12 protein-coding genes and 1 pseudogene are annotated in these 12,675 nt (G+C 67.7%); 4 read left to right on the top strand and 9 right to left on the bottom strand.

The window, feature by feature from the left end:
* The 5 genes and pseudogenes from TSO5_RS17975 to oxlT all read right to left on the bottom strand — a co-directional run.
* Positions 1–332: pseudogene (locus TSO5_RS17975) on the bottom strand (NAD(P)(+) transhydrogenase (Re/Si-specific) subunit alpha); the annotation flags it as partial.
* A 131-nt stretch (positions 333–463) separates the two neighbouring features.
* Positions 464–934, bottom strand: a complete 471-nt coding sequence (locus TSO5_RS17970) for a CBS domain-containing protein (RefSeq protein ID WP_109152833.1) — start codon at positions 932–934, stop codon at positions 464–466.
* Between the two features lie 77 nt (positions 935–1,011).
* Positions 1,012–2,043: a 2-dehydropantoate 2-reductase gene (locus tag TSO5_RS17965; protein ID WP_109152832.1), complete on the bottom strand. Its 1,032-nt coding sequence runs from the start codon at positions 2,041–2,043 to the stop codon at positions 1,012–1,014.
* A 227-nt stretch (positions 2,044–2,270) separates the two neighbouring features.
* Complete coding sequence (locus tag TSO5_RS17960; protein WP_109152831.1) at positions 2,271–3,014, bottom strand: sulfite exporter TauE/SafE family protein; 744 nt, start codon at positions 3,012–3,014, stop codon at positions 2,271–2,273.
* A 275-nt stretch (positions 3,015–3,289) separates the two neighbouring features.
* Positions 3,290–4,597, bottom strand: coding sequence for an oxalate/formate MFS antiporter (oxlT, locus tag TSO5_RS17955; RefSeq protein WP_109152830.1), 1,308 nt, complete (start codon positions 4,595–4,597; stop codon positions 3,290–3,292).
* 514 nt (positions 4,598–5,111) lie between these two features.
* On the opposite strand from oxlT, the gene TSO5_RS17950 reads away from it, so the two are divergent.
* On the top strand, positions 5,112–5,555 hold the full coding sequence (locus tag TSO5_RS17950; RefSeq protein ID WP_085084000.1) for a GNAT family N-acetyltransferase: 444 nt from the start codon (positions 5,112–5,114) through the stop codon (positions 5,553–5,555).
* An 89-nt stretch (positions 5,556–5,644) separates the two neighbouring features.
* Here the strand turns inward: TSO5_RS17950 and TSO5_RS17945 are convergent, their stop codons facing one another.
* Complete coding sequence (locus TSO5_RS17945) at positions 5,645–5,866, bottom strand: hypothetical protein (protein ID WP_109152829.1); 222 nt, start codon at positions 5,864–5,866, stop codon at positions 5,645–5,647.
* A 397-nt stretch (positions 5,867–6,263) separates the two neighbouring features.
* Here TSO5_RS17945 and TSO5_RS17940 point away from each other — a divergent pair, with 397 nt between their 5' ends.
* Both TSO5_RS17940 and TSO5_RS17935 read left to right on the top strand, forming a co-directional pair.
* Positions 6,264–6,722, top strand: coding sequence for a CBS domain-containing protein (locus TSO5_RS17940; RefSeq protein ID WP_109152828.1), 459 nt, complete (start codon positions 6,264–6,266; stop codon positions 6,720–6,722).
* Between the two features lie 70 nt (positions 6,723–6,792).
* On the top strand, positions 6,793–7,722 hold the full coding sequence (locus TSO5_RS17935) for a histone deacetylase family protein (protein ID WP_109152827.1): 930 nt from the start codon (positions 6,793–6,795) through the stop codon (positions 7,720–7,722).
* A gap of 43 nt (positions 7,723–7,765) precedes the next feature.
* Here TSO5_RS17935 and TSO5_RS17930 read toward each other — a convergent pair whose 3' ends face one another.
* The 3 genes from TSO5_RS17930 to TSO5_RS17920 form a co-directional block, all read right to left on the bottom strand.
* The gene (locus TSO5_RS17930) at positions 7,766–9,487 is read right to left on the bottom strand and encodes a pyruvate, phosphate dikinase (RefSeq protein ID WP_109152826.1); all 1,722 of its coding nucleotides are present in this window, start codon (positions 9,485–9,487) and stop codon (positions 7,766–7,768) included.
* Positions 9,484–10,032, bottom strand: coding sequence for an NAD(P)-binding domain-containing protein (locus tag TSO5_RS17925; protein WP_247870807.1), 549 nt, complete (start codon positions 10,030–10,032; stop codon positions 9,484–9,486). The genes TSO5_RS17930 and TSO5_RS17925 overlap by 4 nt, the downstream gene beginning before the upstream one ends.
* 172 nt (positions 10,033–10,204) lie before the next feature.
* The gene (locus TSO5_RS17920; protein ID WP_109152824.1) at positions 10,205–10,990 is read right to left on the bottom strand and encodes an NUDIX domain-containing protein; all 786 of its coding nucleotides are present in this window, start codon (positions 10,988–10,990) and stop codon (positions 10,205–10,207) included.
* Positions 10,991–11,188: 198 nt separating this feature from the next.
* Between TSO5_RS17920 and pyk the strand changes: the two genes are divergently transcribed.
* Complete coding sequence (pyk, locus tag TSO5_RS17915; RefSeq protein WP_109152823.1) at positions 11,189–12,655, top strand: pyruvate kinase; 1,467 nt, start codon at positions 11,189–11,191, stop codon at positions 12,653–12,655.
* Positions 12,656–12,675 lie beyond the last annotated feature (20 nt).

The raw sequence follows: 12,675 nt of genomic DNA, 5'->3' as shown, positions 1-12,675 counted from the left end.
TTCACATGGTCGCGGCTGTTGTGGGGGTTGAGGATGGCGAACAGCAGCGCGCCCTTTCGGATCAGCGCCAGTTCGTCCACATCCCCTTCGCCGGCGATCAGCGGGCGCTGCACCTTCAGCACGATGTCGGCATCGGCCAGCGCCGACGCCTCGTCGGCGGCGATGGCGGCCCCCGCCGCCTCATAGGCCGCGTCGGTGATGCTGGAACCGAGACCGGCCCCGCTCTCAACGACGACATCCAATCCGAGAGTTTTGAATTTCTTGATGGTTTCGGGAGACGCGGCGACGCGGCGCTCGCCCGGGCGGCGCTCCCTGGGTATCGCGATCTTCATGTCGTTTGCTTTCGAAGGCCGGCCATGGCGGCGGGCAAAATCCACCCGCGTCCAGATCAGGGCGGGCTAGCGCCGAAGCGGCAAAGGCAAGGGAGCCGGCAACCGATTTGCGCCGGCCCCACCGGCACCGGTCACTGGTTGGCGACGACCGGGAAGTCCCAACTTTCGGCGGCCGAGGCCGCGATGGGCAACTCGTCGGCCGGCAGTTCTTCGAGCTGGCGGCGGATCAGGTCGCGGACGCTGACGACGCCGACCAGGGTCGCGCCCTCCAGCACCGGGACATGGCGGATGCCATGCTCGTCCATCAGGCTCAGCACATGACGCACCGTGTCCGACGGGCTGCAGCAATAGGGATCGCGCGTCATCAGCGCCGATACCGCCTGCTCCAGGATGCCCGGCCCGCGATCGACCAGCGCGCGGACCACGTCGCGTTCGGAAATGACGCCGACCACCGTGTTGCCTTCGGTGCGGCAGACGTCCTTGACCACCAGCGCGCCGGTGTTTTCCGCCTTCATCAGGCGTAGCGCGGTGGCGACCGTTTCATTGATGCGCACCATGCCGATGCGCGTGCCCTTCTTGCGGAGAATGTCCTCGACCTTCATGACGCTCCTCCCCCTGTTCGATGCGGCCGGCCCCGTGGTCCTTTCGGGTTCGGCGCCGGCCGCGCCACCTGCATTGTTTACTGGGCCGCGACCACTTCGGGGGCGGAGGCGGGAGCCGCCGCGGGCTGCGGCCGGCTGTAGCAGCCGGCGTTCTCGCCCCGCTGCTTCACCAGGGCGAGCACCACGTCGATGGTCGGCGTCGGCACGCCCACCATGCGGCCCATCTCCTGCACCACCGACAGCAGCGGGTCGATCTCCATCGGCCGGCCGCGCTCCAGGTCCTGCAGCATTGAGGTCTTGTGCGCCCCCACCGCGGCGGCGCCGTTGATGCGGCGTTCCACGTCGACGCGGAAATGGACGCCCAGCTTGTCGCCGATGTCCTTGGCCTCCAGCATCATCGCCTTGGCGACGGCGCGGGTGTCCGGATCGCCGCAGATGCCTTCCAGCGTGCCGTGGGTCAGCGCGCTGATCGGGTTGAAGCACAGGTTGCCCCACAGCTTCAGCCAGATCTCGTCGCGGATGCGGTCGAGCACGGGCGCGCGCAGGCCGCCGGCCTCCATCGCCTTCGACAGCGCGACGACGCGGTCCGACTTCGACCCGTCGGGTTCGCCGAGCGAGAACTTGTCGCCATAGACATGCTGGATGACGCCGGGCTCCACCACCTCGGTCGCCGGGTAGACGACGCAACCGATGGCGCGCTGCGGACCGAGACCCTTCCACTGGACCGCGCCCGGATCGACCGTCTCCAGGGTGCGGCCGTCGAATTCGCCGCCGGTGCCGTGAAAATACCAATAGGGAATGCCGTTGACCGCGGTGACGACGGCGGTGTCGTCACCCAGCAGCGGTTGCATCGCGGGCACGACACCGGGGACGGAGTGGGCCTTCAGCGCGATGATGACATAGTCTTGCGGGCCGAGTTCGGCCGGGTTGTCGGTGCAACGGGGGTGGACGACGGTCTTCTCCTCCCCCATCAGCAAGGTGACGCCGTTCTCGCGCATCGCCGCCAGATGCGCACCGCGCGCCACCAGACTGACTTCGGCACCCGCCTGGTGCAGGCGCACGCCGAGATAGCCGCCAATGGCCCCGGATCCGTAGATGCAGATCTTCATGCCGGATTCCCCTCTCCCCCGATTTCACTTTTTGAATGCTGTGGGGCTGGACGACGCCAGCCTGCCCACACCGGCCGCATCCATCGGCAGACCGGTTGCTTTGCAGCGGCATCCAACAGTCTGTCGCGCAAACTGTGTTTGGAGTTTGGTATACCACATACCGTATGTCAATGCGGAATGTGGGGGTGGGGTTGAAGATTGCGGAATCGGGCGCTTCCCCGATCGAATCAGGCTCCCTTCGCAAAGAAGTAGAGGGTCAACGCCGTTCCGATGATGACCACCAGTGTTTTCAGCAGCTTCGGGTCGACCCGCTTGGCCCCCATGGCGCCGACGTAGCCGCCGGCCACCGCCGCGACCGCCATCGCCAGCGTTTCCGGCCAGGACACCGCCCCAGCGACGATGAAGGTGCCGACCGCCGCGGCGTTCATCAGCATCGCCAGCAGAAGCCGCAGCCCGTTCATGGCGTGGATGTCGCGCAGTCCGAACAGGGTCAGCGCCGCCAGCATCAGAAAGCCGATGCCTCCGCCGAAATAGCCGCCATAGATCGAGATCAGGAACTGCACCACCAGCACGCTGCGCCCGCCCAACCGCAGCCTGGACACGATGCCGGGCGCATAGGCGCCGATGGCGAAGACGGCGGTCGCGAACAGCAGCAGCCAGGGCACGAAGCGCGCGAACACCGCATTCGGCGTCAGCAGAAGAAGCAACGCGCCGGCCAGCCCGCCGACGAGGCTGAGTGCGGCAAAGATTGGAACATTCACCTGCCCGCCCGCCGCGATCTCCCGCCGATAGGCCCAACTGCTGGCCGCCTGCCCGGGAAACAACGCCACTGTGCTGGAGGCGTTGGCGGCCACCGGTGACACCCCGGCGAACAGCAGGGCCGGAAAGGTGATGAAGGCGCCGCCGCCGGCAACCGCATTCAGCGCGCCCGAGGAGAAAGCCGCCAGCATCAGAACGACGATAGCCAGCATAATCGATCCACCCCTTTCGATCGGTGTTGACGATGCAAGTCGTATTCTGTATACAGAATATCAGCCTTTGAAGCGGGCTCTGCCGGGACGCATGGTTCGTGACCCTCACCCTCCGATGCGGTTCACGATTCTGCCTCCCAAAACGCGACAAACCGACACCGGGACCAATGCGGTGGTCCCGATGCCGGCTTGTCGTGTCGTTTGGCGGTGAACTGTGCCGCCTTTTATCTGGAGTCCCGGCCGGCCCCCCGGTCGGCGGGAACCTCCCTTTCCTTTCAGTCGGCGCCTTCGGTCGCCAGCTTGCCGCTGACCGGCTGGACGGTGTCCTCGGCGATCTGACGGGCACGCATCGGCTTCAGGACGAACAGGGCCATGAAAGCAGCGATGGCATTGACCGCGGCGGCGAAGAAGAACACCGTCTGCCACGACCCGCTGGAGGCCACAATGATGTTGGCGAAGGGAACGACCAGAGAGGCAGTGCCCTTGGCGGTGTAGAGCAGGCCGGCGTTGGTGGTGGCGAACTTCGACCCGAAGCTGTCGGCGCAGCAGGACGGGAACAGGCTGTAGATCTCGCCCCAGGCGAAGAACACCAGACCGGTCAGGACAACGAAGGCGACCGGGTTGTGGCCCCACTGGTTCAGCGCCAGGATGCCGACCGCTTCGATGGCGAAGGCGACGAACATCGTGTTCTCACGGCCGATGTGATCCGACACCCAGCCGAAGAAGGGACGGGTCACGCCGTTCAGCACGCGATCGATGGTCAGGGCGAAGGTCAGCGCCGGCAGGGTCAGACCCATGATGCTGACGGGCATGCCGTCGAGGTGGAAGTCCTTGGCGATCGGGCCGAGCTGGGCGGTGGCCATCAGACCGCCGGCGGCGACCATGACGAACATCAGGTACATCACCCAGAAGACCGGCGACTTCAGCGTCTCCTGCGGGGTGTAGTTGCGGCGGCTCTGGTTGACGGTGGACTTGCCCTTCGGCAGCAGGGCCGGGTTGGCTTCCTTCAGGAACCAGGCCAGCGCGAAGACGATCAGGCCCTGGCCCAGACCGAACACCAGGAAGGTCTGCTGGAAGCCGGAGGTCTGGATCATGTTGGCGATCGGCACGACCGTCACGGCGGAACCGGCACCGAAACCGGCAGCCGTCAGGCCGGCGGCCAGACCGCGGCGATCCGGGAACCACTTCAGCGCGTTGCCGACGCAGGTGCCGTACACGGCGCCGGCACCGACACCGCCGACGGCAGCGCCGATATAGAGCAGCGCCAGCGAGTCGGCGAACGAGTTGATGACCCAGGCCAGGGCGCACAGCACGCCGCCGACCACAACGACGATGCGGGGACCGAACTTGTCGACGAACCAGCCTTCGATCGGCACCAGCCAGGTTTCGGTCACGACGAAAATGGTGAAGGCGACCTGAATGGCGGCACGGCCCCAATGGTACTTTTCATCGATGGGGTTGACGAACAGCGTCCAGCCATATTGCAGGTTCGCGATCATCGACATGCAGATCACGCCGATGACCAACTGCATCCAGCGGCCGCCGAGCGGTGCTCCCTGCGCCTCCGAATTCGTATGCTGCATCTTCTATCTCCTCCTAGGAAGCGGTTCTCTGCCGGTTCGGGCGTCGCTTCTGTTTTGATGCTTAGGCTTTTACTTTTGGCGTCTTCTTAGATGCTTTAAGAGGTTTGACGCTGTTGTTCGCTTTTGCTTGGCAGCGCGGCGAGGATGCGGCCTCGGGGCGCTGCACTGCTTGGGTGACGGGTTTTCGCCTCCCGCCAGACCGGTGCAGTCCTGATCCGATCTGGAATTATCAATATGGTATACCAGATGCCGGACACCTGACAAGCGATTAGTGGGTTGGGCGAACTGTTTCCGCAGGCTGCATTCGCGCGAGCGCCGGGGGCGAGAGTCGCGTTTCGATTTTCCGGCACGCGGAAAGTGGGGCGGCACAGCTTTTGGCCGGACAATCTATTGGCATATGGTATGCCAGCTCCGACGGCACAATTCGGCCCGGCAACCGCCGGCCGGCATGGTCTCCGCCGCCGGCGCTGACGCCCTTCCCGGCAGAACCCATATTGATAAGGAGTCGACCGCCATGGACCAGCAGCAGAACATCGAGATCGTCGTGGCGCGTGACGATGCCGATATCGCCGCCAGCTATCCGATCATGAAGGAGCTGCGGACCCACATGACCGACCCCGAGGCCTACCGCGCGCAGATTCGCCGCCAGATGGACGACGGCTACAACCTCGCCCTTCTGCGGCTGGACGGCGAGATCGCCGGCTGCGGCGGCTTCCGCGTCCACGAGACGCTGTCGCGCGGTCGCTACATGTATGTGGAGGATCTGGTCACCAGCTCCGCCAAGCGGTCCTACGGGCTGGGCGACAAGCTGTTCGACTGGCTGGCGGGCGAGGCGCGGGAGCGCGGCTGCGCCCAGATGGAGATCATCTCCGGCATCCAGCGCGGCGAGGCCCACCGCTTCTATCACCGCAAGCGGATGACCATCAAAAGCTTCCAGCTGGTGCTGCCGCTCGCCTGAGCGGACCGCATGCCGGACTGGAGTCGAAACGAAAAAGACGGCCTGGAAGGGCCGTCTTTCTTACGATCTGTCAGGTGGGGAACCGCAGCTCAGAAGGCGCGGGGGAAGCTTGCCCAGGCCGGACCCGGCGGCAGTTCGTCCTCCGGTTCCTTGAGATCGGCTTCGGTCGGGTTGGCGAGGCGAAGCGGCGCGGAGGAGAAATCGCGCTGCGACTTGCCCGCGTTGGTGATCTGCATCGACAGAATATAGTGGACCGTGCCGCCGAAGACGGACAGCACAAGCGCCAGAACCAGCATTTCCAACATGTTCATCGCTCCAGTGTCTCGGTGGGGTGCTTTTTTTGTTTGGTCGGCTTCGGCGTGACCATTCTGTTATGACGCGCCGCAGCAATTGCTTCAAGTTTTTTGGTATACAAGGTACACGATGCCGGGCATGCGCATGCCGCATACCTCCATCAATTTGCACGCATATCAAACATACCGCATGTCGAACATTTCGCCTCTTATGCTTTGGCATTACGGCTCCAACAGAGCGATTTCGATTGCGCTGCACCATCGCATAGGCCGATGCCGAAATTGTTTGCGTGGCGTACTGTATCTGGCATACCATATTCATAGCACGACGCCCGGCCGGGCGCCTTGCCGCCCCGAAGGGAGCCGCCCGACAGACGGTTTTCCTGCCAGCCGCCAGCCGATCAGGAGTCACGCCATGAAGGTCGAACATATCCTGCGCACCAAGGAATCCCGCGTCGTCGCCGTGCGGACCAGCGCAACGGTCGCCGAGGCCGTCAAGCTGATGAAGGCGGAGAACATCAGCGCCCTGATCGTCAAGGATGTCTGCCGCACCGAAGGCAACACGCTGGCCGGCGTGCTTTCGGAACGCGACGTCGTCCACGCCCTGCTGGAGCGCGGCGGTTCGCTGCTGTCCATGCCGGTGTCGCAGCTGATGACGCGCCAGCCGGTGACCTGCACCCCGTCCGACAGCGTCCATCAGGCGTTGCAACTGATGGACAAGCACCACATCCGCCATCTTCCGGTGCTGGAGGACGGCCATCTGGTCGGCGTCGTCAGCGCGCGCGACTTCACCCGCCTGCATCTGCAGGAGCTTGAAGGCACCGTCGCCTCGGTCGCGGAGCCGCCGCCGGCCACCACCAGCTACGCCCACTGAACCATTCCCCGACCATGGCGCCGCCGGCACATCCTGTCCGGCGGCGCCTTTCCTATGGGAGAGGCCGCCCGTGACCACCCTCATCTTCACCCATCACGACTGCTTCGCGCATGACACCGGCCCCGGCCATCCGGAGGCGCCGGAACGGCTGGCCGTGGTGTGGCAAGTGCTGGACCGGCCGGAGTTCCGTGACCTGGAGCGCCGCTCCGCCCCCGAGGCCGATGTCGAGCAGCTGTCGCGCGTCCATGAGCGCAGCTATGTCGATGCCGTGCTCGCCGCGGTGCCGACCGACGGGTATCAGCGGCTGGACGGCGACACGCTGCTGTCGCCGGGGTCGCGCGGCGCCATCCTGCGTGCCGCCGGATCGGTCTGCGCCGCGGTGGACGCGGTGCTGGCCGGCGAGGCGACCAACGCCTTCTGCGCGGTGCGCCCCTGCGGCCACCATGCCGAACCGGCCCGCGCCATGGGCTTCTGCGTCTTCAACAACATCGCCGTCGGGGCCGAGCATGCCCGCAAGGTGCACGGCCTGACCCGCGTCGCCGTGGTCGATTTCGACGTGCATCACGGCAACGGCACCCAGGCGATGTTCGCCGACGATCCCGACCTGTTCTTCGCCTCCACCCACCAGTCGCCGCTCTACCCCGGCACCGGCAATTCGTGGGAGCGCGGCGTCGACGGCAACATCCTGAACCTGCCGCTGGAGCCCTACAGCGGCTCCGTCGAGTTCCGCCAGGCGGTGGAGCGCGCCATCCTGCCGGCGCTGGAGGCGTTCCAGCCGGAATTGCTGCTGATCTCCGCCGGTTTCGACGCCCACAAGCGCGACCCGCTGGCCCAACTCGGCTTCACTACCGAGGATTTCGAGTGGGTGACGCGCAAGCTGGTCGAGCTTGCCGACCGGGTGTGCGATGGCCGGGTGGTGTCGGCGCTGGAAGGCGGCTATGACGCGACCGGGCTGGCGGAAGGCTGCGCGGCGCATCTGAAGGCGCTGATGCGAGGGTGAGTGGGGTATCGTGGGGGGCTGATCCCCCCACAATCCTCAACACTCAATCCGCCGCCAGCCCCACCCCGCACTCCCGCGCCCAGTCCAGCAGCCGGGCGGTCGCACCGTCAGGCGCCGGCCGCTGCAGGGCGGCGGTCCCCAGCACCACAGCGCCGTTGCTGCCGTCAATGGTCAGCAGGTCGCCGGTGCGGACCGTCACCTCGTTAACCCGCATCACCCCTTCTTCCGGGTCGATGCGCAGCCCGCGGGCGCCGCAGACGCAAGGGCGACCCATGCCGCGGGCGACGGTGGCGGCGTGGCTGGTGAAGCCGCCGCGGGCGGTGACGATGCCGACGGCGGCCTGCATGCCGTGGATGTCCTCCGGCGAGGTTTCCGGCCGGCACAGGATCACCGGTGCACCGCCGCGCGCCAGCCGCTGCGCGTCGTCGGTGGTGAAGGCGGCGCGGCCGGTCGCCGCCCCGGGCGAGGCGGGAAGACCGGTCGCGATGGCGGCGGCCAGCGCCTCCGGCGTCAGGGTCGGGCGCAATAGCTCGTCGAGCGCCTGCGGATCGACGCGGCCCACCGCCTCGTCGCGGGTGATGATCCCCTCCTCCGCCATGTCGACGGCGATGCGGACGGCCGCTTCGGAAGACCGCTTGCCGCTGCGCGACTGCAGGATGAACAGGCGCCCGCCGTCCACGGTGAACTCGATGTCCTGCATGTCGCCGAAGGCCTGCTCCAGCTGCTCGGCCACCCGGCAAAGCTCGGCATGGACCGCCGGCATGCGGCGCTCCATCGAGCGGTCCGGGTTGGGCTGGCTGGCGCTCAGCGGGTCGGGATCGCAGGTGCCGGACACGACGTCCTCGCCCTGGGCATCGGCCAGGAACTCGCCGCACAGGCCGGGCGCGCCGGTGGAGGGATCGCGGGTGAACAGAACGCCGGTACCGGACTCCGGACCGCGATTGCCGAACACCATCGCCTGCACCGTCACCGCCGTCCCCAAATCCTCCGACACATCGTGCAGGGCACGGAAGGCGACCGCCCGCGGGTTCATCCAGGAGCGGAAGACCGCCGCCACCGCCAGACGCAACTGTTCCGTCGGATCCTGCGGAAAGGGACGGCCGCAGCGAGTCTCCACCAGCCGAAGGAAGCGCGGCATCAGGCTGCGCCAGTCCTCCGCCGTCAGCTCGCCGTCGCGTTGGAGCCCGCGCTCCTCCTTGTATTCGTCCAGCAGCGCCTCGAACCGGTGGCCAGGCACGCCCATCACCACGCAGCCGAAGGCCTGGACCAGCCGGCGATAGCAGTCGTAGGCGAAGCGCGCATCGCCCGACGCCGCCGCCAGCCCCTGCACGGCGCGGTCGTTGAGGCCGAGATTCAGGATGCTGTCCATCATGCCGGGCATCGACACCGCCGCGCCCGAGCGGACGGACAGCAGAAGCGGTCCGCCATCACCGGTGCCGCCGAAGCGTCCGCCCGCCTGCCGCTCCAGCGCCAGGACGGCCTCATCGACCCGCTTCAGCAGTTCCGCCGGCAGCGCATCCTCCGCGCCCAGCCCGCGCCCGGCCTCCGCAGCGATGACGAAGCCCGGCGGCACCGGAATGCCGAGCGCCGCCATCTCCACCAGGCGCCCGCCCTTGTTGCCCAACCGCGCCACATCGGCCCGCCCGGCGACCAGACCGGCGGCAAGCCCGGCGCCGAAGGGGACGATCATGTCCGGTCCGGCCGCAAAGAGGCTGGAGGCCGGGCGGCGCATCGGGGCGATGTCGGGAGCGGTGGAGGTGTTCATGATGTGCCCAACCTGGATTCAGCCGGCCCGTCGAAGGCCATCAGACGCAGCAGCCGGTGCAGTCCATCCGGATCGTCGCTTTTCCTGTCCGCCATCCTCATGTCCGACATGCGGACCAGACGCGCCCGCTGCCCCGAACCGGGGCCGCCGGCACGGACGACGCCATCGCTAAACAGCCGCAGCAGCGGTTCGGCCCGCGCACAGGCCGCGTCGCTGCCGCCGAGGTCGATGACAGGATCGATGACCGGACCGGTGCCGGCCGGCGCATCGGCCAGCAGGGCGCCCAGATCGGCGAGCCGCGCAGCGTTGGCCGAAGCCTCGGCCGGCGGCAGGTCCGACAGGTCGATCACCAGCGCGCCCGGCGGCAGGGCGGCGGCAAAGCCGTCCTCGGCGAACAGGGCGGCCTCCACCGCGGGCGCATCGGGCAACAGCATCATCACCACGTCGCACGCGCCGGCCCGGCGGCGGAAGTCGCCGCGGCCATGGGGGTGGCGGTGCAGCCGGTGCCCGGCGTCGCGCAGCCTGTCCATGATCGCTTCGGCCATCTTCCCGTCCCCGATGAACCCGACATTCATTCCGCGATCCTCCAGCCTCAGCCCGAAGTGCCGTCGTTCGGCGCCGAGCGTCAGCATGGAGATTGATTGCGCATGTCGCATCGCACAATAGCACGTCTGCGCAATTTTCACATCGCGGAAACCGTGCTGAACTTGCCTAATCTTACCCAAGCCTAACAGTTTGGGCGGAGGTCTCCAGTGGCAAAAAGCCGCAGCCGGCAGGAATCCGGAACACCGGACCGGCCGCCGTTTCCACCAGCCGCGGCAGGATCGGCGTTGGCAAGCCCTGGCCGGGCACCGCCGCACAGGTCATCGCCGCCGCCATGTCGGCACATACCGCCAGCCGCAGCAGGGTCATCCGCGTGGCGAAGACTAGCCGGCGCCGACCCGCCTCCTCCTCCGCCAGCAGGCGGCGCGGGGTGGCCCACAGCACGCCGACCGCCTCCCCGCCGTCACAAACCGGCTCCTGCCCGTCCGGTGCGGGGGCAAGAAAGAACAGCGTATCGAACCGCCGCGGCAGCATCTCCGGCGTCATCCAGCGGGCCAGCACCGCCATGCGGTCGAGCGCGGGGGCGACTCCGACCCGCGCCAGCGCCGCGGCGAAGCCCTCCCCCGCCGCCACCCCGCGGCGCAGATCCGCCAGCGCCGAGGAGGAAAGCGGATCGCGGGTCGGCAGCATGCCGCACTCCTCCACGCATTCCCGCAAGGCCGCGACCCGGTGCGCGAGGTCGGCGGGCGGTTCCCCCTCCGGCCAGCGGGCGCGCCACAGCGGGTGATGGTCCGCCGCCTCCAGCCGGCCGCCGGGAAAGACGGTGGCGCCGGGGGCGAAGCGCAGGCCGGCATGGCGCTCCATCACCAGCAATTCCAACCCGTCCGGGCTGTCGCGCAGCAGGATCAGCGTGGCGGCCGGATGGGGAGTAACAGGGCTTTGAGGGGTGGTCTCGGACATGCCCAAGTGTCGCCGACGGGCGGTCCGGCTGTCCATGTGCGGCGGGAAGAACCACTCTCACGATGCGGAATAAGGGGCGGGTGCCGTTTGACCGTCCGGCCTAGGACTTCCAGCATCCGGGCAACACCGAACCTCGCTCATCATCATTCGCCAGTCCCGCCCCTTTTGCAAAGGGCCGGGCGGAGGAAGGCTGTCGTCATGCCGTTTCACCGCAGCACAAAGATCGTCGCCACGCTGGGCCCCGCCAGTTCTTCGGAAAGCCAGATCACGGCCCTGGCCCGGGCGGGCGTGAATGTCTTCCGCCTGAACGCCAGCCACGGCACCCAGGCCGAACATGCGGAGCGTTACGCCCGCATCCGCGCCACCGAAAAGACGCTGGGCCGGCCGATCGGCATCCTGCTCGACCTCCAGGGGCCGAAGCTGCGGGTCGGGACCTTCGGGTCCGGGCCGGTGGACCTCGCCATCGGCGACCGCTTCCGCCTGGACCTCGACCGCAGGGCGGGCGACAGCCGCCGCGTCTGCCTGCCCCATGGGGAAGTTTTCGCCAGCCTGGAACCCGGCCTGGACCTGCTGCTGAACGACGGTCGCATCCGGCTGCGCGTGCTGGACTGCGGCCCCGACTTCGCCGAGACGGAGGTGGTCGCCGGCGGCACCCTGTCCGACCGCAAGGGCGTCAATGTGCCGGGCGCGGCGCTGGCGCTGAGCGCTTTGTCGGATAAGGACCGCAGCGATCTCGCCTTCGGGCTCGAACTCGGCGTCGACTGGATCGGGCTCAGCTTCGTCCAGCGGCCGGAGGACATTCTGGAGGCGCGCGAGCTGATCGGCAACCGCGCCCATGTGATGACCAAGATCGAGAAGCCGGCCGCCCTGCCGACGCTGGACCGGATCATCGAGCTGTCCGACGCGGTGATGGTGGCGCGCGGCGACCTGGGCGTGGAACTGCCCCCGGAAGACGTGCCGGCTCTGCAGAAGAAGATGATCCGGCTCAGCCGCGCCATGGGCAAGCCGGTGATCGTCGCCACCCAGATGCTGGAATCCATGGTGTCGGAACCGACCCCGACCCGCGCCGAAGCCTCCGACGTCGCCAACGCCGTCTATGACGGGGCCGACGCAGTGATGCTGAGCGCCGAATCCGCCTCCGGCCGCTATCCGGTCGAAGCGGTGGCGATGATGGAGCGTATCGTCCGCCGGGTGGAGGGCGACCCGCTCTATCGCCGCATCATGGACGCCGACCACCCCAGCCCGGAGGCGACCGCCCCCGACGCGCTGACCGCCGCGGCGCGACAGGTGGCGGAAACCATCAGCGCCGCCGCCATCGTCACCTACACCACCACCGGATCGACCACGCTGCGCGCCTCGCGCGAGCGGCCGGGCGTGCCGATCCTCGGCCTCAGTTCAAACCAGGCGACGGCACGGCGGCTGTCTCTGGCCTGGGGTGTCCATGCCGTGCTGACCGACGACGTGGCGAATTTCTCGGAGATGGTCGGGCGTGCGCTGACCGCGGCGGCGGAAACCGGCATCGGCAGTTCCGGCCAGTCGCTGGTGGTCACCGCGGGCGTCCCGTTCGGGACGCCGGGCAAGACGAATTCCCTGCGGGTGGTGACCATCGACGGCGATGACGCGCCGAAGGTGGAGACGGCGCAGAAGGAGGCGGTGACGGTTTGAGGTGGGGGGCTAACGCCCCC

Source organism: Azospirillum sp. TSO5 (assembly GCF_003116065.1).
In the GTDB taxonomy this organism is placed as follows: Bacteria; Pseudomonadota; Alphaproteobacteria; order Azospirillales; family Azospirillaceae; genus Azospirillum.
Note: the sequence above shows the minus strand (reverse complement) of the source record. Positions and strands in the feature narration are given on the sequence as shown.